Below are 19985 nucleotides of genomic sequence, written 5' to 3'. Positions count from 1 at the left end.
GTGTTGGTATGTCCGCTCCCGCTCTCAACTATAGCGATTGTGGTTGCAGCCGCGACATGCCGTTCAACAGCCCAAAAAGAGCTAAACTTGTTTACTGAAATTATGATCGTGGTTCTGCTTACCGTATTGAACGGTGTGCTTGCCATGTCCGAGCTTGCCGTCGTCTCCTCCAGACCGGCGAGGCTAAAAGTGCTTGCCGCGCAAGGCAGCAGAGGTGCCACCATGGCGCTCACCCTTGGAGAAAACCCCGGACGTTTTCTCTCCACCGTGCAGATCGGCATTACGCTGGTCGGCGTGCTCTCAGGCGCTTTCTCTGGTGCGACACTCGGTGCGCGTTTCACCGGATGGCTTCTGGAGCAGGGCGTGCCGGATCGCGCTGCCGATGCGATCGGCGTGGGCGTGGTTGTTGTCGCCATTACCTATCTTTCGCTGATCGTCGGCGAGCTGGTGCCGAAGCAGATTGCTCTGCGCGATCCTGAAAAGGTTGCCGTGAAGGTATCTCCTGCCATGGTGATGCTGTCGAGGATCGGTGCGCCCGTGGTGTGGCTGCTGGACAAGTCCGGCAAGCTCATCCTTGCGCTTCTTGGTCATAGCGGCGAGTCCAACAATTCTGTCACCGATGATGAAATTCGTACGGTTTTGGCCGAAGCGCATAGCGCGGGTGTCATTGAGAGCGAAGAATCGGCCATGATCACCAGCGTCATGCGTCTGGCAGACCGCAATGCGCGCGGCCTGATGACGCCACGCCGTGATGTGGAAGTGGTCGATATCGAAGATACGGCTGAAGAAATCCGGGTGCAGTTGCGCGAAACGCAGCGTTCGCGCCTGCCTGTGCGCAATGGTGCTTCCGACGAAATTCTCGGTGTCCTCTTCGCCAAGGATGCGTTCGATGCACTCGCTTCCGGTAAGGAACTGAATGTTCGAGAGCTGCTTCGCGAAGTGCCTGTCGTATCGGACCTGACAAGTGCGGTCGACGTCATCCAGTCGCTGCGCCGTTCTACCGTGCATATGGTTCTCGTCTATGACGAGTACGGCCACTTCGAAGGTATCGTCAGTTCCGGTGACGTTCTGGAAGCCATCACCGGTGCTTTCCAGGAAGATGACGGCGAAGAGCCCGCGATGGTCGAGCGCGAAGATGGCAGCTTCCTCGTTGCAGGCTGGATGCCAGCCGACGAATTTGCCGACCGCATGGGCTTCCAGATTGCCGACGATGCCGAGTTCGAGACGGTTGCCGGTCTGGTTCTCGATGAATTCAGGCGTTTGCCGGAGCTGGGTGAGCATATTACCCGCGATGGCTGGCGCTTCGAAGTGATTGACCTCGATGGGCACCGGATAGACAAGGTGCTGGTCAGCCGGGCGGCCTGATGACATCGGGCCTTCTCACCAAAGCCCAGATACGTGTGGAGCGTCTCGCTTTGCGGGACGCTCTTTCCTTTGAGCAGCGCCAATTAAAAAGCCTCGCCATTTCGGAAAATGGAGCGGTCGCTTTGAGGTTCGCAGCGGGAAGCGTTGTGTCCGGCTTTATGCCTATCAGGTCCGAAGTCGATGCGCGGCCCTTGATGGAAGCGCTGCGCGCCAAAGGCGGGCGGATTTGTTTACCTGTTATGGTGGACCGCGAAACCATTGTCTTTCGCGAATTCGTCAAGGGTGCCGAACTCTTCAAATCAGGTTTTGGCACCACAGGCCCCGGCGAAAACGCGGCGGTTCTGGACCCCGATGTTCTGTTGGTGCCGCTGTCGGCTTTCGACGTAAGTGGCCACCGGATCGGTTACGGAGCGGGACATTACGACCGTGCGATTGCCAGACTCCATGCAAANGGACTGAATCCAGTGCTCATCGGCATTGCATTCGACTGCCAGGAAGTGCCATCAGTGCCGGCAGAAGCGCATGATGTGGCGCTGGATGCCGTTCTGACCGAGAGCGGTCTACGATATTTCGATAACAGGACGGCGCAATGAGATTGCTTTTTCTCGGGGATATGGTTGGCAAGACGGGCCGCACGGCGGTGTGGGAGCGTCTTCCGGGACTTATCTCCGATCTGAAGCTGGATTTCGTTGTCGTCAATGGCGAAAANCGCCGCTGGCGGTTTCGGGATCACCGAAGACATTTATCTTGAAACGATCAATGCGGGTGCCGATGTAGTGACAACAGGCAACCACGTCTGGGACCAGAAAGAGGCGGTCAGTTTCTGCGAGCGTCATGACCAGTTTCTGCGCCCTGCCAATTACCCGAAGGGAACGCCGGGCAAGGGCTCAGGCCTGTTTNATGCCCGTAACGGTGCGCGCATTCTGGTGGCCAACATCATGGGTCGCGTGTTCATGCATCCCGAACTGGATGACCCCTTCAGCTCTGCGGAAACCATTCTTGGCGCCTGCCCGCTGGGGGAACAGGCCGATGCGATTGTTTTTGATTTCCACGCCGAGGCAACCAGCGAAAAGCAGTGTTTCGGTCACTTTGTCGACGGACGTGCCAGCTTCGTCGTCGGCACCCATACGCATGTACCCACGGCAGATGCGCAAATCCTGAACGGCGGCACTGCCTATATGTCTGATGCAGGTATGTGTGGCGATTACGATTCGTCGCTCGGCATGGAAAANGAAGAACCGATAAACCGCTTCATATCAAAAATGCCAAAGGGTCGTTTCGAGGCGGCCAGTGGTCCGGCGACCATTTGCGGCGTCGGCGTTGAGATATCTGATCGTACCGGTCTTGCAGAAAAGATCGCGCCGCTGCGGTTGGGGCCAAGGTTGGCGGAGACGGTTCCAGCGTTTTGGGTTTGATCGGGGCCTGGAGGTTGGTTCTCAGTTAATTGGCAGCGGGTGTGGCTTACCCCCNTCTGTCCTGCCGGACATCTCCCCCACAGGTGGGNAGATTAGTTGGGCGCACGACCTAGCTTCATCTCGACGCAAGAGATGGCCGAAAGTTAGCCACGATTCGATCTCCCCACCTGTGGGGGAGATGTCCGGCAGGACAGAGGGGGNTAAGCCACACCCGCCAACCCCAATAGCAATCTACCTCCAATGACGACATTGTGAGCGGCCTCTACCTCTTGCGTCTGGACGATCATCAACCCTTGCCGCATCCTGCCCGCACTCGTCTCGTTATGGGAGTGGTGCCGATGCTTCGCATGCTTATCTTCGCATTGTCAGGGCTTTTGGTGGCCACTGGCGCATCGGCCCAGCAACAGCCAAGCCGCCCTTCCGTGAGCCGCCCGCCCATCAGCCAGTGTCAGGCGATTGCCCAGACCCTGCCCGGTGTGACCTTCGCCAGCTTTCAGCCTTCGAATGTTCAACTGGCGCAGGTGGCGAAGGAAGAGGTGAAGATACAGTATATCGGGCATTCGACGTTTTTGATCACCTCTCCCGAAGGTGTGACAATTGCGACGGATTATAACGGCGTCTATCTACCTCCGGTTACTCCTGCCATCGTCACCATGAACAATGCGCATTCGACCCATTACACGCTGTATCCAGACCCGGCGATCAAAAATGTGCTGCATGGCTGGAGCGATATGCCTGACGAAAAGGCCGTGCATAAGTTACAAGTGGATGACGTTTATGTGCGCAATGTCACATCGGACATCCGCAATCGCTGGGGTGGTGGCGGGCTGTTGAAGAAAGACGGCAATTCGATTTNCATTTTTGAAATCGCCGGCCTCTGCATCGGACATCTCGGGCACCTGCACTACGAACTGACGGAAACCCAATATGCGGAAATCGGACGATTGGATGTCCTGATGGTTCCGGTTGATGGGGNATTGACGATGGGGGCAGACAGCATGAGCCGCATCGTCAAACGGCTGAGGTCGGCACTGATTTTGCCGATGCACCAGCCAAGCGCTCTAGAGCAATTTCTGGTGACGTTCGGCGCCCAGTTCAAGATCGCCTATGCCAGCGATCCTGTCATTCGCGTATCCATGCGGAGCCTTCCCCGCCAACCGCAAATTCTCGTGCCGCAAGGCATGTGAATCCATGATTGGCGGGAGAAGAAGACGTTAAGCGAATGATAGATGCTGGCGTACCCNGACGTCGGNTGTCTTGTCGTCGGACAAGTTCGCCTTGGCGATTTCCCAGCCAAATTTCAGCGTGCTGTCCGTGGAGGCCCAGATATCGGCATCATCGACATGTAGCGCAAGCATCGTCAGTTGCGGATCACTCTTACCATGTTCGTACCAGGCAGCGGTCACTGAATTCCAGTATTCTTCGAGCTTTGCCTTGTCATCGCGCACTTCCAGCTTGCCGGACAGGCAGGCGTGATAGTCATGGTCTTTCCCGACAACGCAAAAGTGGGCGCGTGCGCCCGACTTCAGCGCCTGCACGATATGGGCATCCTTTTNGGTGAAGAACCAGATGGTGTTCGTCTTTGGATCCGCATGAGGAGCCATTGGCTGCATATGGCTGTGGAGGCCTTCCAGACCAAGCATGCCGGCATGAACGGAATTGATTTCGTCCCAGAGCTGCCGGGCAGGGGCTTCGCGTGCTTCACTCAGACTGACCATGGAGTAGTTTCCTTCACATTTCTCGTTATCTTTNGCGATGACGGGGACAAGGCCACCCGCATCGGCACTCCTGACCAAAACGAAGAGAATAGATTTCAGTTCCCTAAAGCGTTTCCTTGTTAACTGGAACAGTTCTGCCGGGTATCTTTCCGCCAGGCTCAAGGGCGATTGGCTCGGGCGTACCTAGGGGTGTGCCCTTCGCCAATCGATTTTGCCCTGACGAAAACCTGCTCCGGCAAAACTGTTCCAGTTAACAAGGAAACGCTTTAATGTGTTGAGAGAAGAGTGGGCGCTTGGGCTTGAACCGCAGGGCTATCACACTTATAAGCACCGCAATCCAAACAAACGATCCGATCAGGGGTGCCATGGCTGGCCATTCACAGTTCAAGAACATCATGCATCGCAAGGGAAAACAGGATTCGATTCGTTCGAAGATGTTCTCCAAACTCGCGCGTGAAATCACCGTCGCTGCCAAATCCGGCCTGCCGGATGTGAGCATGAACGCGGCGTTGCGCCTGGCGGTGCAAAACGCCAAAGCGCAGTCGATGCCGAAGGATAATATCGACCGTGCCATCAAGAAGGCGTCTGGCGCGGATGCCGAGAACTACGATTACGTCCGTTACGAGGGTTATGGCCCGGGCGGCACGGCCGTTATCGTCGAAGCGCTGACAGATAACCGCAACCGCACGGCATCCAACGTTCGCTCGATCTTTACCAAGGCTGGCGGTGTGCTGGGCGAAACCGGATCTGTGTCCTTCTCCTTCGACCGCGTCGGTGAAATCACCTACAAGGCCTCTGTTGGAGATGCCGACAGTGTGATGGAAGCGGCGATCGAAGCCGGTGCCGACGACGTTGAAAGCAGCGAAGATGGTCACACGATCATCTGCGGTTTCGAAGCGATGAACGAAGTCTCCAAGGCTTTGGAAGCGGCTCTCGGAGAAGCGGACAGCGTCAAGTCCATCTGGAAGCCGCAGAACACCGTGCCGGTGGATGAAGAAAAGGCGCAGTCTTTGATGAAGCTCATCGATAATCTCGAAGACGACGATGACGTCCAGAGCGTCTATTCCAACTTCGAAGTATCCGAAGAAATCATGGCCAGACTTTCGGCTTGATTGCCTCTCCGCTAAANTTCAACAAGCCCTCGGCAGTGATGCGCGAGGGCTTTTATGTTTCAGACATGGATCAAGCGGCTAGTTTCAACCCGCCACGCACTTCCGCAAACACTTCCACAGAGCGCAGGCGCTTTTCGATGTCGTGGACTGGCATGGAGATGATCAATTCATCCGCGCCGGTGTCTGACAGGAAATCTGCCAGTTTCCGTTCCACCGTCGTATGAGAACCCACCACCGCGTATCTCAGCGTATGATCGACGGTGATACGTTCCATGTCGCTCCAGTGAGCGTCCATGCTTTCGACGGGTTTGGGGAACTGGGTGCGGATGTTTTTCCGCAGGTTGACAAACTGCTGCTGCGCCGAGGTGAACAGGTGTTGCGCCTCTTCATCGGTGTCCGCGCCTACGCCCATGACGCCCACCATGACATAGGGTTTCGAGAGTGTGGCGGAGGGCTGGAAGCGCTCGCGGTAGATGGCGATAGCATCCATCAGCATATCAGGCGCAAAATGTGACGCGAAAGAATATGGCAGACCAAGGGCCGCCGCCAGATGTGCGCTGTAGACGCTGGAGCCCAACAGCCAGATCGGCACGTTGGTATTCATGCCCGGTACGGACAGAATTGCCTGATCCTGTATCGGTTGACCGAGATATTGTTGCAACTCGAGTATGTCCTGAGGGAAGTTTTCGGCTCCCGCATCGAGGTTGCGACGCAGCGCACGCGCAGTGCGCATGTCGGTTCCCGGCGCACGACCCAAGCCAAGATCGACGCGGCCCGGCAGCAGGGCGGCCAGGGTGCCGAACTGTTCGGCGATGACGAGGGGCGAGTGGTTGGGAAGCATGATGCCACCGGAACCGACGCGAATGCGTTTCGTTGCAGCGCCCACATGAGCGATGACGAGGGAGGTTGCAGCGCTGGCGATGCCGGGCATGCCATGGTGTTCGGCAAGCCAGACACGCTCATAACCGTGGTCTTCCACGTGGATGGCCATGCGGCGCGAATTTTCAAGCGCCTTGCTCACGTTCTCGCCTTCGCCAACTGGGGAGAGATCGAGAATGGAAAANGGGATCATCGTACGCTCCTGACGCGTTTGATATTTTACGTTGGGCAGGATGTAAGCCGCACGGGCAAATTTGCCAGAGCAGTCGCGGCGAATTGATCGATGGATCAAAAAANCTGGTGTTGAACTGCGACGTTTTGGCACGGCACCTTGCTCGCCTTGTTGCGCCTCCTACGTGATGGTAGCGGACCGGGCCCNTCTGACCAGACCATTTTTCTGGTGATGTCGGACCGCATCGAGCGTGCTCGGTGCAGTCTGGCGGGAAACCCAAACTCTCTGAAGATGCTCGATTTATTTNAGCCAAGCGCTTCAGCGCAACTTGCGAAAGAGAGTGTCAATTATGTGCAATCTATCTCGACGTCTTTNGTTGACCGCCGGGGCAGCGACTGCCGCTGCCGCCATTCCTGCCGTGAGCCAAGCCCAGAGTTCACCCTTGCGGCAGGCAGCGCCCCTGAAACACGCGCCCGTCAAGGATGGGAAGTCAGCATTGACACCGGATGGCGCGCTCGATCTTCTCAAAGAGGGTAATCAGGCATTCCTGCGCGATGAACTGGTGTTTGCCGATCGTAACGAAGCGAGGCGGCTTGAGCTTGCCAAGGGACAGGCACCATTTTGCGCTTACGTGTCCTGCTCGGACAGCCGTGTACCACCAGAACTTCTGTTCGGGCGTGGATTGGGTGAACTCTTCATCATTCGTAACGCCGGCAATACGGTCGATACCGTCGCCATGGGCTCGATCGAATACGCCGTTGCCGTCCTCGGTGTGCCGCTCGTGGTTGTGATGGGCCATGAGAGTTGCGGTGCTGTAAAGGCTGCTATGTCGGTCGTTGAGAAAAATGCCCGCTTCCCCGGACAGATCGACAACATGATCGAGCCCATTATTCCAGCCGTGCTGGAGGCCCGTGGAATGGAGGGCGATGCCACGGAAAACGCCGTCAAACAGAATGTGAGGCGCGTCGTGCGGACATTGAGAGAGGAAAGCGACCCGTTGCTGTTGAAGCCCTTGGCAGACGGCAAGATCAAGATTGTCGGCGCCTATTACCACCTCGATACCGGTGCCGTCGATTTCTTCGATGTGATGTAAAGCAATACGGGGAACGGCGGTGTGCCGCCGCTCCCCCTCACATCAAATGAAGGATGTTGTCGTTTTGTTCACTTATCGCTGGCAGGTTTTGTCGCTCAGAGATAGGGTGCCATATGCAAAATGCGATTCGAATTATCGGGATTGATCCGGGACTGCGCCGAATGGGATGGGGTGTCATAGAAACCTTGGGCAACAGCCTGCGTTTCGTGGCGTCAGGCACCGTGACATCGGATGGCGATATGGATCTGGCTTCACGCCTTTGCCAGTTGCATGACGGCCTTGCCGAGATTGTTCATTCCCATCAGCCACATGAAGCCGCCGTGGAGCAGACATTCGTCAACAAGGATGCGGTGGCGACACTGAAACTGGGACAGGCGCGTGGCATTGCCATGCTGGTTCCGGCGCGCGCTGGGTTGCCGGTTGCGGAATACGCCCCGAATGCGGTCAAGAAAGCGGTCATCGGTGTCGGCCACGGCGACAAGCAGCAAATCCACATGATGCTGAAAATTCTCATGCCGAAGGCGGAGTTCAAGGGCAATGACGCAGCGGATGCTCTCGCCATCGCCATTTGCCACGCCCACAATCGCGTCAGCGAGCGCATGCGGCGCGTTCTGGCGGCCAGCTAACCCTTATACACATCGGACGGGCATCGACATGATCGGAAAACTCAAAGGCACTATCGATGAAATCGGCGACGACCATGTGGTCGTTGATGTGCACGGTGTCTGTTACGTCGCCTATTGCTCGACGCGCACCCTGTCACGCCTCGGCTCCGCTGGCGAAGCCGTGGTTCTCTTCATCGAAACCTATGTTCGTGAAGATCAAATCAGGCTTTTCGGCTTTCTCAGTGCGCTGGAGCGTGAATGGTTCAATCTTCTGCAGAGCGTTCAGGGCGTTGGTGCCAAGGTCGCTTTGGCGGTGCTGTCGACGCTTACCCCCTCCGAGCTTGCGAATGCCATCGCGCTCCAAGACAAGGTGGTCGTTTCGCGTGCGCCCGGTGTCGGGCCGAAAGTGGCGGTGCGTATCGTCACGGAGCTTCGCAACAAGGCTCCCGCGTTTGCGGGTGAGGCCTCCGCCTCCATCGGTTTCAAGCAGGAGCTGGGCGAGGGTGTCGCATCCGCGCCGGTGGCCGATGCCGTCTCCGCACTCACCAATCTCGGCTATTCCCGCGATCAGGCGGCCAATGCTGTGGCCGCTGCGCTGAAGAATGGCGGTGAGGGTGGTGACAGCGCCAAGCTGATCCGGCTGGGGTTACGGGAGCTTTCGCGCTAGGACAGCCTGTGTTAATTTCCTTACGATTTTAAAAAAGTAAGAAAGTCGCTTGTTATGGGGTTCCAGACAACCATCACATCCAAGGGGCAAATGACTGTTCCCAAGAATATTCGAGATCAACTCGATATCAAGCCGGGTGACAAATGCTACGTCTGGGTCCGTAATCGCGAGATGGTCGTCGTACCGCGTAACCAGTCTTTCAACGATCTGGCCGGTCTGTTGGGTGCCCCACCCAATGGCAGAAAGCTGACGATTAACGAAATGAACCCTGCGATCGGATATGCTCTGTCCGATGCCTATAAGGAATCGTTGCGCGACGAGGATGATGAATGAGCGGTCGATTTGGTATCGATACCGATATTCTCCTTCGTGTTGCTGTCATTGATGATCCCGTTCAAAGCGACAGCGTGATGAACTTCATCGACAAGCTGGGAGAAAATGACACGCTTGTCGTGGGCGTGGTCGTCATTATGGAAACGTCATGGGTCTTGGAGCGGTTTTATGGCTACTCCAAGAGTGCCGTTCTTGATTTTGTTCAGGCGATCCTCGANCGTCGTGAAATTGAGGTGCCAGACTATGAGGTGGTGGGCAACGCGATTGATATTTGCCGGAATTCCGGTGCGGATTTTNCCGATGCCGTTATTTCGGAAATGAATAGAATGGCCAGCTGCAAGATGACATACACATTCGATCAGAAAGCGGCCCGCAAAATACCCGGAATGGAACTTCTGACATGAGCGACGCGGCACGGCTGATTTCTTCGGAGAAGCGCGGCGAAGATATCGATACAACGTTGCGCCCGCAGACGCTGGATGATTTTACCGGTCAGGCGGAAGCTCGCGCCAATCTGAAAATCTTCATCGAAGCGGCCAAGAACCGTGGTGAGGCGCTGGACCACGTCCTGTTCGTCGGCCCACCCGGTCTTGGCAAGACGACGCTGGCGCAGATCATGGCCAAGGAATTGGGCGTCAATTTCAAGTCTACCTCTGGCCCCGTCATTGCCAAGGCGGGCGATCTGGCGGCGCTGTTGACCAATCTCGAAGAGCGCGACGTCCTTTNCATCGATGAANTCCATAGGTTAAGCCCGGCTGTAGAGGAAATTCTTTATCCAGCGATGGAAGACTTTCAGCTGGATTTGATCATCGGGGAGGGGCCAGCGGCGCGGTCGGTGAAGATCGATCTGTCAAANTTCACACTGGTTGCGGCCACAACTCGGCTCGGGCTTTTGACAAACCCGTTGCGAGATCGCTTCGGGATTCCCGTGCGCTTGTCCTTCTACACGGTTGAGGAGCTTGAGCTGATCGTGCGGCGTGGGGCCCGCATCATGGGATTGCCGATGACGGAAGAGGGTGCCAGAGAAATTGCGCGTCGCTCACGCGGTACGCCGCGTATTGCCGGACGGCTATTGCGTCGTGTGCGTGATTTTGCCGAGGTCGCGAGGGCGGAATCGGTGACACGTCAGATTGCCGATGAGGCGCTGACGCGGCTGCTGGTCGACAATATGGGCCTTGATCAGCTCGATAAGCGCTATCTGACGATGATTGCCGTCAACTTCGGTGGTGGGCCTGTCGGCATCGAGACCATAGCGGCTGGCTTGTCCGAGCCACGGGATGCCATCGAGGACATCATCGAGCCCTACATGATCCAGCAGGGCTTCATTCAGCGTACGCCGCGTGGCCGTATTTTGACCGCAACCGCGTGGAAGCATCTCGGCATGCAGCCGCCAAAGGATTTGGAAGCGGCGCAATTTCGTCTCACCCTCGAGGACGACTGATCATGATCACCCGCCGGACCCTGCTGAAAACTGCCGCGACAATGGCGGCGGGGCTGGTTTCTCTTGGCGCCTATGCAGGTGGCATAGAACCTTTGGCGCGGCTTTCCACCACCCGCTATCGCATCAACCNGCCGGGTTGGCCTACAGGTCAGCGACTGCGCATCGTGGCGTTGGCAGATTTTCATGCTTGCGAACCGTGGATGCCTGCTGAACGCATCGCCAAAATTTGCGACTACGCCAACACATTGGACGGAGATATCATTCTTCTGCTGGGCGACTACATGTCGGGCATGAAACTGGTGACGGGTGTCGTTCCTCCAGAAGAATGGGCACGCGCTCTGTCCGGGTTGAAGGCAACCTACGGCGTTCACGCCATATGTGGGAACCACGACTGGTGGCAGGACCTTGAAGCCCAGCGGCTGAGGCTGAAAGAGACAGTCGCACATCGGGCTCTGAGGGCCGTCGGTATTCACGTTCATTCCAACGATTCTGTCCGAAGCGGGTCTGCCGACCAGCCATTCTGGATTGCCGGACTGGAAGACCAATGGGCGTATCTTCAAGGGCGCCGAAGGACGGGGCTCGATGATCTGGGCGGAACGCTTGCGCAGGTCACAGATGATGCGCCGATCATTTNGCTGGCACATGAGCCGGATATTTTCACGTCGGTTCCTGATCGCGTTGCACTTACGCTTTCGGGGCATACGCATGGCGGGCAGGTGAACCTTTTCGGTTGGCGACCGGCAGTGCCATCCCGTTATGGCGAGCGATTCGCCTATGGTCATGTGGTCGAGGACAACAGGCATCTCGTCGTGTCCGGTGGGCTGGGATGCTCCATTGCACCCGTTCGCTTCATGTCTCCGCCAGAGGTTGTGGTGATCGAACTCGGCGGGGTGTGAGGAACCATCCCGCAGTCCGGTCATTCACCGTTTTTGGTGAGGAGCGTGTGATGACGAAGTTTCGCAAGGGTACCAAGGTTCAATGGAAATGGGGATCGGGCACGGGTGAGGGCAAGGTTACCGAGAGCTTTACCCAAGATGTCGAACGCAAGATCGAAGGCTCCGTCATCAAGCGCAAGGCAAGTGAAGACGAACCGGCCTATCTGGTCGAACAGGAGGACGGCGGTCGTGTTCTTAAAAGCCAATCTGAACTGGAAAAGCTGGACTGATCCGGGAGCCTGCCATGGCCTATGATCCGTGCCGCGTGTTCAGGAAACTCGCCCGTAACAATCTGCTGGCGAATTTCAGGCTGCACGAAACCTGCCTCCGCCTCTCACGCGATGAGCTGGTGGCCCCAAGAACAGGCTTTTTTCCGACGATCCGCGCGACCCTGAACCACATTTACTGCGTCGATCTTTTTTATATCGATGCCCTCAAGGGCGGCACATTGGGATATGCTGCTTTCTCAATGGCCGAGCCATACAGTGATATGGTCGAGCTGCGCGAAGCGCAGGCGAAACTCGACGCTGATCTCCTGGCATTCACCGATGGGCTGGCGCCTGATATGCTTGCCGATATCGTGCGCATACACAGGGCAGAGCGGATACAGACCGACCGCTGCGACGATATTCTCACGCATCTGTTCCAGCACCAGACGCATCATCGCGGACAGGTTCATGCAATGCTGTCCGGCACCTCCATCAAACCACCGCAACTGGACGAATTCGTCGTTGGTGATGATGCGGGGGTTCGCAAAACGGAACTGGACGCGCTAGGCTGGTCGGAACGTGACCTCATGCTCCCGGAAGCAAAAACATATGACTGAAGACACCCGTATCCGTATGAAATTCAAGCCGAAGCGCATTTTCCAGATGCGCGTTGCAGGCATCGCTTTTCGCGATGGCTATGTGCTGGTGCACCGGGCCACACATGAGAAATTCTGGAGTTTTCCCGGCGGCCGCGCCGAAATGGGCGAACAATCACAGGATACGTTGGCGCGCGAGATGGTGGAAGAGCTTGGCGTCGAGGCCCAGATCGGGCGTCTGCTTTGGGTGGTGGAAAACTTCTTCCATTATGAGGGCAAGGACTGGCACGAGCTTGGTTTTTACTACCTGATGGAACTGCCCGAGACGTTTCCTTTCCACGAGGAAGACATCGTGCACCGCATGCAGGATGGCAAACATCCGCTGGAGTTTCGCTGGGCAAGAGCGACCACGGAAGCCTTGACGCAGTTGGACATTCCGCCCTATTTCATCGCCGGTGAAATCGAAAACCTTCCCGCTTCCGTTCAGCACATCGTTTGGGATGACGGGAACTTGGACGACAAATGAGCGATGTCATTTCTCCACGGCACATGATCAGACTGGATCATAAGCCGCAGCTTTTCAGCTTTCGTGTGGCGGGCCTCGTGTTCCACAACGGTCATCTCCTGGTGAACCGCAGTGTTACCGACCGCTACTGGGCGCTCCCCGGTGGTCGTGCCGAAATCGGGGAGAGTTCGGAAGAAACGATCCTGCGGGAGATTGAGGAAGAACTGCATGTTAAAGCGCGGATCGAGCGTCTCTTGTGGTCAGCCGAGAGCTTCTTTTCATACGGCGAATATGACGCGCATGAGTTGGCTTTCTATTACCTGATCCATCTCGAACAGGCTTTTCCCTTTCATGAAAGCGACATCGTTCATCGTATCGTGGATGGGGTGGATGTCGAGTTTAGATGGTTGCTCGCGACCGCTCCTGTTTNGAAAGAGAGTGATTTACGGCCTGCATTTATCGCCGAGCGGATCGAGGCGCTGCCGGAACGGCACGAGCATCTGATTGTGCGTGAAGGAGTAAAGCGGCATGACTGACCTGACCGTATCCCTCTCCGGCGAACTCATCGAACACGGCCACCGGCTGACGCAGCGTGTCTATTACGAAGACACCGACTTCTCCGGCCTCGTTTATCACGCCCGCTATCTGCACTTCCTTGAGCGTGGTCGCACGGATTATCTGCGTTGCCTTGGCTGCGAGCAGAGCGCGTTGCTGACGGCGGATGAGGAGGGGCTTGTGTTCGTCGTTCATCGCATGGAAATCGACTTCAAGTCACCGGCGCGGATGGACGATGTGCTTGCAATCACCACACTCACCGAAAAAGCTGGTGGGGCGAAGATGGTGCTCAATCAGGAAATCCGGCGCGGGGAAACTTTGCTGGTTACCGCGAAAGTGATTATTGCCGTGATCAATGCCAAGGGAAGACCGCGGCGTCTACCTGATACGATTGCAGAGAAATTTTTGAAGTAAGAATTGGGAAATATGGTGCTGCTGTTTGAAGTGCCTATTTCGTAACACTCCCTTAACCATAATGTAGTCTACCTTAACCATTCGGTATTTGTGCGCCGCACGCCTTCCTTTTACCAAATTTACGGTCAAGGAAGGCTAAATGGTAATATCGGGGCACGGCTCATGGGGTTTTCGGCACTTGCCGCAGGACTTCAAACGTTGATGCGCGTTTAAATCGCCCGGTCATGCACCGGGCGTTTGGATTCGGGGATTGGATTTTTATGGAACAGGCAGGTTTGGCCGCGGCAACGCACGACGTAAGTCTTTGGGCGCTGTTCATGCAGGCTGGTCTCATCGTCAAGCTGGTTATGATCGGCCTCATCGCCGCATCTGTCTGGACGTGGGCCATCGTCATCGACAAATATGTGTCCTTCGGCAAGGCGAAGCGTCAGTTCGACCAGTTCGAACAGGTGTTCTGGTCCGGCCAGTCGCTTGAAGAGCTGTACCGGACGCTGGCGGAACGCCAGAATACGGGCCTTGCGGCGATCTTCGTGGCGGCGATGCGCGAGTGGAAGAAGTCCTTCGAGCGAGGCGCACGGTCTCCCATCGGTCTTCAGATGCGTATCGACCGTGCCATGGACGTGACCATGGCACGCGAAGGCGAAACCTTCGAAGCGCGTCTCGGTTCTCTGGCGACAATCGGTTCTGCGGGTCCGTTTATCGGTTTGTTCGGTACGGTTATCGGTATCATGACCTCGTTCCAGGCGATTGCCGGTTCCAAGTCCACCAACCTAGCGGTTGTTGCACCTGGTATCGCCGAAGCGCTTCTCGCGACGGCCATTGGTCTGGTTGCCGCTATCCCGGCGGTTATCGCTTACAACAAATTCACAGGCGATGCAGGCAAGCTCTCTGCGCGCATGGAAGGTTTTGCGGACGAGTTTNCCGCCATCCTTTCGCGCCAGATCGATGAGAAGCTGCAGACACGTCAGGCCGCGCAGTAAACGCGCACCCGAGCGAGTGGAGTAACATAATGGGAATGTCAGCAGGCGGTGGCGGCGGTGGGTCCGGTGGGCGCCGTGGTCGAGGCCGAGGACGCCGCAAGGGTGGCGCGATCAGCGAAATCAACGTGACGCCCCTCGTGGACGTCATGCTGGTGCTGCTTATCATCTTCATGGTGGCAGCACCTATGATGACGGTCGGCGTGCCTGTTGATCTGCCACAGACATCCGCCAATGCCCTAAATTCCGATACGCAGCCGATTACCATTNCCGTCAATGCCGATGGCGTGATCCATTTACAGGAAACGCCGATCCAGGCGACGGAAGTCGCTGACAAGCTGCAGGCGATTTCGACGACCGGCTATAACGAGCGTATTTTCGTGCGTGCGGACTCGGTTGCGGCCTATGGCATCGTTGCCGATGTCATGGCGCGTATTCAGGCTGCGGGCTTCAAGAATATCGGCCTTGTAACGCAACAGAAACAGGACAATTGATCTAAGTATGAAGGGCAGCGTCACCACATCTGCGATCGTGCACGCCTCGCTGCTGGCCTTTGCCCTCGTGTCTCTGGGCTCGCCAGCGCCGCTTGAGGTGTCTCAGGCTGAGTCGATGCCTGTCGATCTCGTGTCCGTGGAAGAGATGACCCAGATCCAGCAGGGCGACAAAAACGCGCCCAAGGCCGAAAAATCCGCGCCTGTTCCGACAACCCGGCCTGATATCATTCCCAATGCCCAGAACATGGGCAACAACACCGCTGATCTCGACGCTCCGCCGACACCAACGGAAAAGCCCAACAATAACGACAGTGCTGCGGCTCCGCCCAAGCAAGAAAAACCAGCGCCTGTTGTGGATACCAAGCCCAACGATGTGAAAGACATCGTCAAGGAAGAGACGTCTGCGCCAAAGCCGCAGGAGACGGCATCGCTGCCCATTCCCAAGCCGGAAATAGCGACACCACCGACGCCGACGCAACCGCCTGCCGAACAACAGGCGCAGGAGCCTCCGCCGCAAAATCAGGAGCCTGCCGAAATTCCGGTGCCGCCGAATGTGCCGCGCCCGAATTCCCGCCCGCAGCCGCCTGAGCCGAAGCCGGAGCCGCCCAAGCAGGCCGAACAAAAGCCAGCCGAGCAGAAGCCTGCTGAAAAGCCAGCGGAGAAGAAGCCGGAGCAGGCTAAATCGAACGAGAAGCCGTCCGACAAGAAACCGGCAGACCGCAAGCAGGAAACCGCCAAGTCTGCCGCTTCGCAGGCCAGCGAGTTCAATGCCGACGAGATTTCTGCATTGCTGAACAAGCAGGCTCCCTCCGGTGGTGGCGCGAAACGCTCGACCGAGACGGCGTCGCTGGGTGGCAAGAAGACGATTGGTACCGGCTTGAGTGCCAGTGAAATCGACAGTGTCAGAGGTCAAATCCAGAACAACTGGGCTATGGCATCCGGTTTGACCGGCGTTTCCGAGGTGCGGGTTGTCGTTCGCGTGTCTCTCGACCAGTCCGGCAACATCGTCGGCCAGCCGGAAGTGACTGCGACCGGCGGACCGGAAGGGACGCGACGCGCTGTTGAAGGCAGTGCGCGTCGCGCAATCTTCAGGTCTGCGCCGTTGAAAAATCTGCCAGTTGAAAAATACGATGGCGAAAGGGGATGGAACACGTTGGTCCTGAACTTCGACCCATCCGAATTCGCGCTTTAAACCGACAGTTTTGGGACCGATGGAAAGACCAATGCCCAATTCGATGTCCAATTTTTGTATGAAGCTGAAAGGCTTGTCTCAATGATCAAGTTCTCTCTCCTGCGTGCGGTAATGGTTGCCTCCGGCATGCTGTTTTCCTTCGCAGCGGTCACACCGGCCAGTGCTGAAGTTCAAATCAATATCAACAAGGGCAACGTCCAGCCGCTGCCGATTGCGGTCACCGATTTCATGTCGGGTGATGGCATCGGCGCGCAAGTTTCGCAGGTTATCGCAGCCGACCTGCAGCGTTCAGGCCTGTTTGCTCCGGTCAACAAAAACGCTTTTATCGAAANGATCAGCAACCCGGACCAACAGCCACGCTTCGAAGACTGGAAGGTCATCAATGCGCAGGCACTGGTCACGGGCCGCGTAACCAAGGAGGCCGATGGCCGTCTGCGCGCCGAGTTCCGCCTGTGGGACACGTTTGCCGGTCAGCAGATGAGTGGTCAGCAATTCTTTACCCAGCCGGAAANCTGGCGTCGTGTCGCCCACATCATCGCCGATGCTATCTATGAGCGCGTCACCGGTGAAAAGGGTTACTTCGATACCCGCGTCGTTTTCGTCTCTGAAAGCGGACCCAAGACCGACCGAAAGCGTGCGCTTTCGATCATGGACCAGGACGGCTTCAACGTTCGCAACCTGACCACGACGAAAGACCTTGTTCTGACGCCGCGCTTCTCGCCAAGCCGTCAGGAAGTCACCTACATGTCGTTCGAGGGTCAGCAGCCGCGCGTTTATCTGTTGCAGCTGGAAACCGGACAGCGTGAAGTTGTCGGCAACTTCCCCGGCATGACGTTCTCTCCGCGCTTTTCGCCCGACGGTCAGAAGGTCATCATGAGCCTTCAGCAGGAAGGCAACGCCAACATCTACACCATGGACCTGCGCTCGCGCACCACGACGCGCCTTACCAATACGGGTGCCATCGATACGGCACCGTCCTATGCACCGGATGGTCAGCGCATCGCCTTTGAAAGCGACCGTGGTGGTCGCCAGCAGATTTACGTCATGAATGCGGATGGTTCCGGCCAGACCCGTGTGTCCTTTGGCGATGGTTCCTACTCGACGCCTGTCTGGTCTCCTCGCGGCGACCTGATTGCATTCACCAAGCAATCTGGCGGCAAGTTTTCCATCGGCGTCATGAAGCCTGATGGTTCAGGCGAGCGCATCTTGACCACAGGCTTCCACAATGAAGGCCCGACCTGGGCACCGAACGGTCGCGTTATCATGTTCTTCCGCCAGAATGCCGGTTCGGGCGGCCCGCAGCTCTATTCCATCGATCTGACGGGTTATAACGAACAGTTGATCAAAACACCGACATTCGCGTCGGACCCGGCATGGTCGCCGCTTCTGGATTGATTTNCCTATTGCGGCGGCACTGAGCACAGTTGCCGCCGTATTCTACGCATGCCCTTATCCGGAACTGCCTGCTTTCTTACCGCTACGTGTTGCGGGGACACAGAAAATGAGGCATTTCCTTTCTGTTAACCATAATTGTTTGGGGGCAATTAACTGCATTCGGTTATTGTCTGGCAACGTTACTGAATTCTAAGGAGAGACCGGCAATGAGCCGTACAAACACTTCGGCACTCGGCCCGATGCAGAGAATTGCCCGCAACCCGGCCATGATCGCTCTGACGCTTGCGCTTGCGCTGGCCGGTTGCGCCAACAAGAAGAACATGCCCAACAGTGCTGGCGAACTTGGCCTTGGCGGCGGCGCAGGCTCTGCAACGCCGGGCTCTGCCCAGGATTTCACCGTCAACGTCGGCGACCGTATCTTCTTCGATACCGACAGCACATCCATCCGCGCAGATGCGCAGCAGACGCTGCAGCGTCAGGCACAGTGGCTGGCTCGTTATCCAAACTACGCCATCACCGTTGAAGGCCACGCCGATGAGCGCGGCACACGCGAGTACAACTTGGCGCTCGGCGCACGCCGTGCCGCTTCGACCAAGCAGTTCCTGGCATCGCAGGGTGTTCCTGCAAACCGCATGAGGACCATTTCCTACGGTAAGGAACGTCCGGTTGCTGTTTGCGACGATATCTCCTGCTGGTCGCAGAACCGTCGCGCTGTCACCGTTCTCGGTGGCGCAGGCATGTAATTGCCTCGCAATTTTGTGAGGATGATTGAAAGGCGGTCTTCGGACCGCCTTTTGTTTTTTCCATAGTTTGGCCGAAGTTAAGTTGCTTTTTGATGCCAAATGGAAAAANTCCGGTTTNGCGTCGTTGGGGCGCAAATCAACCAGACAGGACGCAACATGAAGAAACTTGTGGTGGCGGGAATGCTGGGGCTTGCAGCCTGCACAGGCTTGAGCGGCACTGCCGTTTCAGGGCCGCTGTTTGGGTGGGGTGGGGNCTCTGGCACGGTCAATTCGCGACAAGCACCGGTGGTGAATGTTCAGGCGAATGACACCTACCGAGTACAACAACTGGAAGAACAGCTTCGTCAGCTCAACGGTCGTATCGAGGAAATGAGTTTCCAACTGCTGCAAATGCAGGAAACGATCCGCAAGGCGCAGGAAGACAACGAGTTCCGTTTTCAAGAACTTGAAGGCGGAAAGTCTGCCGCACCGACTGCACCGAAGAAGAAGGCCGAAGCCGATATTCCATCGTCGGGCGGCCAGGACGATGTCGCAACCATCATTGAAACGCCGTCCCAAGGCGGCGCTTCAATGGGTGGCACGCCGGGTGCAGGCCAAACGGCAACAGGTCCACGGAGCAATGCCGCTCCAGGTGAAACGACGCTCGGCTCGATCGAGCTCGACCAGCGCGGCATGCCGATTGGCGGTTCACTGAACAGCAACGCGCAGAATTCTGCAGGTGCTCTTCCCGGTGTTGAAACCGGTGGCTCCCCCAGCCCTGATCCGGTCAACACCGCAGCTTTGACCAGCGAGAACGATATCTACCAGGCGGCCTACAGCCACGTTCTGTCGGGTGATTACAAGGCGGCGGAAAAGGGCTTCGAGCAGTATATCCAGGGTTACCCCAAAGGCGCAAAAGCTGCGGACGCAAACTTCTGGCTGGGTGAGGCGCAATATAGCCAAGGCAAATTCACCGATTCAGCCAAGACGTTCCTGAACGCACACCAGACCTACAGCAAGTCGCCCAAGGCGCCTGAGATGCTACTAAAGCTCGGCATGTCTCTGGCTGCACTCGACAACAAGGAAACTGCCTGCGCAACACTTCGCGAAGTGCCAAAGCGTTATCCCAGCGCCTCCAAGACCGTTCTCGGCAAAGTCACGAGCGAACAGAAACGCCTGAGCTGCTGAGCA

At 56.9% G+C, this 19985-nt stretch carries 24 protein-coding genes and 1 pseudogene; 23 read left to right on the top strand and 2 right to left on the bottom strand.

Annotation, left to right across the window (positions count from 1 at the left end; genetic code table 11):
* The first annotated feature begins 102 nt into the window (after window positions 1-102).
* The 4 genes and pseudogenes from CUC55_RS21435 to CUC55_RS21415 all read left to right on the top strand — a co-directional run bounded on the left by CUC55_RS21435 (window position 103) and on the right by CUC55_RS21415 (window position 3967).
* Complete coding sequence (locus CUC55_RS21435; RefSeq protein WP_067650760.1) at window positions 103-1365, top strand: hemolysin family protein; 1263 nt, start codon at window positions 103-105, stop codon at window positions 1363-1365.
* A complete protein-coding gene (locus CUC55_RS21430) occupies window positions 1365-1958 on the top strand; it encodes a 5-formyltetrahydrofolate cyclo-ligase (protein ID WP_103089073.1) in 594 nt (197 codons plus the stop codon). The genes CUC55_RS21435 and CUC55_RS21430 overlap by 1 nt, the downstream gene beginning before the upstream one ends.
* Window positions 1955-2780, top strand: a pseudogene (locus CUC55_RS21425) (TIGR00282 family metallophosphoesterase). The gene CUC55_RS21430 and the pseudogene CUC55_RS21425 overlap by 4 nt, the downstream one beginning before the upstream one ends.
* A 338-nt stretch (window positions 2781-3118) precedes the next feature.
* Complete coding sequence (locus CUC55_RS21415; protein WP_103089072.1) at window positions 3119-3967, top strand: MBL fold metallo-hydrolase; 849 nt, start codon at window positions 3119-3121, stop codon at window positions 3965-3967.
* A gap of 27 nt (window positions 3968-3994) precedes the next feature.
* On the opposite strand, the gene CUC55_RS21410 is transcribed toward CUC55_RS21415, so the two are convergent.
* The gene (locus CUC55_RS21410; RefSeq protein WP_103089071.1) at window positions 3995-4498 is read right to left on the bottom strand and encodes a pyridoxamine 5'-phosphate oxidase family protein; all 504 of its coding nucleotides are present in this window, start codon (window positions 4496-4498) and stop codon (window positions 3995-3997) included.
* A gap of 365 nt (window positions 4499-4863) precedes the next feature.
* Here CUC55_RS21410 and CUC55_RS21405 point away from each other — a divergent pair, with 365 nt between their 5' ends.
* Complete coding sequence (locus tag CUC55_RS21405) at window positions 4864-5610, top strand: YebC/PmpR family DNA-binding transcriptional regulator (protein ID WP_067645551.1); 747 nt, start codon at window positions 4864-4866, stop codon at window positions 5608-5610.
* 70 nt (window positions 5611-5680) lie between these two features.
* On the opposite strand, the gene CUC55_RS21400 is transcribed toward CUC55_RS21405, so the two are convergent.
* Window positions 5681-6682, bottom strand: coding sequence for an LLM class flavin-dependent oxidoreductase (locus CUC55_RS21400; protein ID WP_067644302.1), 1002 nt, complete (start codon window positions 6680-6682; stop codon window positions 5681-5683).
* Window positions 6683-7010: 328 nt separating this feature from the next.
* Between CUC55_RS21400 and CUC55_RS21395 the strand changes: the two genes are divergently transcribed.
* From CUC55_RS21395 to ybgF, 18 genes are all read left to right on the top strand, one after another.
* On the top strand, window positions 7011-7754 hold the full coding sequence (locus tag CUC55_RS21395; RefSeq protein WP_103089070.1) for a carbonic anhydrase: 744 nt from the start codon (window positions 7011-7013) through the stop codon (window positions 7752-7754).
* Window positions 7755-7867: 113 nt separating this feature from the next.
* Window positions 7868-8380: a crossover junction endodeoxyribonuclease RuvC gene (ruvC, locus tag CUC55_RS21390; protein WP_067644305.1), complete on the top strand. Its 513-nt coding sequence runs from the start codon at window positions 7868-7870 to the stop codon at window positions 8378-8380.
* A gap of 28 nt (window positions 8381-8408) precedes the next feature.
* Window positions 8409-9026 carry a Holliday junction branch migration protein RuvA gene (gene ruvA, locus CUC55_RS21385; protein ID WP_067644308.1) on the top strand — a complete coding sequence of 206 codons (618 nt, stop codon included), beginning with the start codon at window positions 8409-8411 and terminating at the stop codon, window positions 9024-9026.
* 54 nt (window positions 9027-9080) lie between these two features.
* Window positions 9081-9359: an AbrB/MazE/SpoVT family DNA-binding domain-containing protein gene (locus CUC55_RS21380; protein WP_067644311.1), complete on the top strand. Its 279-nt coding sequence runs from the start codon at window positions 9081-9083 to the stop codon at window positions 9357-9359.
* On the top strand, window positions 9356-9763 hold the full coding sequence (locus tag CUC55_RS21375; RefSeq protein WP_103089069.1) for a type II toxin-antitoxin system VapC family toxin: 408 nt from the start codon (window positions 9356-9358) through the stop codon (window positions 9761-9763). Before CUC55_RS21380 ends, CUC55_RS21375 begins: the two co-directional genes overlap by 4 nt.
* Window positions 9760-10800 (top strand): Holliday junction branch migration DNA helicase RuvB, encoded by a 1041-nt coding sequence (gene ruvB, locus CUC55_RS21370; protein WP_103089068.1) that lies wholly within the window; start codon window positions 9760-9762, stop codon window positions 10798-10800. The genes CUC55_RS21375 and ruvB overlap by 4 nt, the downstream gene beginning before the upstream one ends.
* Window positions 10801-10802: 2 nt before the next feature.
* The gene (locus tag CUC55_RS21365) at window positions 10803-11696 is read left to right on the top strand and encodes a metallophosphoesterase (protein ID WP_103089067.1); all 894 of its coding nucleotides are present in this window, start codon (window positions 10803-10805) and stop codon (window positions 11694-11696) included.
* Between the two features lie 50 nt (window positions 11697-11746).
* The gene (locus CUC55_RS21360) at window positions 11747-11965 is read left to right on the top strand and encodes a hypervirulence associated TUDOR domain-containing protein (RefSeq protein WP_067644326.1); all 219 of its coding nucleotides are present in this window, start codon (window positions 11747-11749) and stop codon (window positions 11963-11965) included.
* A 14-nt stretch (window positions 11966-11979) separates the two neighbouring features.
* Window positions 11980-12561 (top strand): DinB family protein, encoded by a 582-nt coding sequence (locus CUC55_RS21355; protein ID WP_067644329.1) that lies wholly within the window; start codon window positions 11980-11982, stop codon window positions 12559-12561.
* On the top strand, window positions 12554-13066 hold the full coding sequence (locus CUC55_RS21350; protein WP_067644333.1) for an NUDIX hydrolase: 513 nt from the start codon (window positions 12554-12556) through the stop codon (window positions 13064-13066). Before CUC55_RS21355 ends, CUC55_RS21350 begins: the two co-directional genes overlap by 8 nt.
* 23 nt (window positions 13067-13089) lie before the next feature.
* A complete protein-coding gene (locus CUC55_RS21345) occupies window positions 13090-13581 on the top strand; it encodes an NUDIX hydrolase (RefSeq protein ID WP_103089231.1) in 492 nt (163 codons plus the stop codon).
* Entirely contained in the window at window positions 13574-14014 is a 441-nt protein-coding gene (gene ybgC / locus CUC55_RS21340) for a tol-pal system-associated acyl-CoA thioesterase (protein WP_067644339.1), read from the top strand. Before CUC55_RS21345 ends, ybgC begins: the two co-directional genes overlap by 8 nt.
* 260 nt (window positions 14015-14274) lie before the next feature.
* Window positions 14275-14994, top strand: a complete 720-nt coding sequence (tolQ, locus tag CUC55_RS21335; protein WP_103089066.1) for a protein TolQ — start codon at window positions 14275-14277, stop codon at window positions 14992-14994.
* Window positions 14995-15023: 29 nt separating this feature from the next.
* Window positions 15024-15485 carry a protein TolR gene (gene tolR / locus CUC55_RS21330; RefSeq protein WP_103089065.1) on the top strand — a complete coding sequence of 154 codons (462 nt, stop codon included), beginning with the start codon at window positions 15024-15026 and terminating at the stop codon, window positions 15483-15485.
* 7 nt (window positions 15486-15492) lie between these two features.
* Window positions 15493-16677, top strand: coding sequence for a hypothetical protein (locus CUC55_RS21325; protein ID WP_067644345.1), 1185 nt, complete (start codon window positions 15493-15495; stop codon window positions 16675-16677).
* 81 nt (window positions 16678-16758) lie between these two features.
* The gene (tolB, locus tag CUC55_RS21320; RefSeq protein ID WP_103089064.1) at window positions 16759-18072 is read left to right on the top strand and encodes a Tol-Pal system beta propeller repeat protein TolB; all 1314 of its coding nucleotides are present in this window, start codon (window positions 16759-16761) and stop codon (window positions 18070-18072) included.
* A gap of 206 nt (window positions 18073-18278) precedes the next feature.
* On the top strand, window positions 18279-18815 hold the full coding sequence (gene pal, locus CUC55_RS21315) for a peptidoglycan-associated lipoprotein Pal (RefSeq protein ID WP_067644350.1): 537 nt from the start codon (window positions 18279-18281) through the stop codon (window positions 18813-18815).
* A gap of 156 nt (window positions 18816-18971) precedes the next feature.
* Complete coding sequence (gene ybgF / locus CUC55_RS21310; protein WP_170063933.1) at window positions 18972-19982, top strand: tol-pal system protein YbgF; 1011 nt, start codon at window positions 18972-18974, stop codon at window positions 19980-19982.
* The last annotated feature ends 3 nt before the right edge of the window (window positions 19983-19985 follow it).

Source organism: Agrobacterium bohemicum (genome assembly GCF_002896715.1).
Lineage (GTDB): Bacteria > Pseudomonadota > Alphaproteobacteria > Rhizobiales > Rhizobiaceae > Agrobacterium > Agrobacterium bohemicum.
Note: the sequence above shows the minus strand (reverse complement) of the source record. Positions and strands in the feature narration are given on the sequence as shown.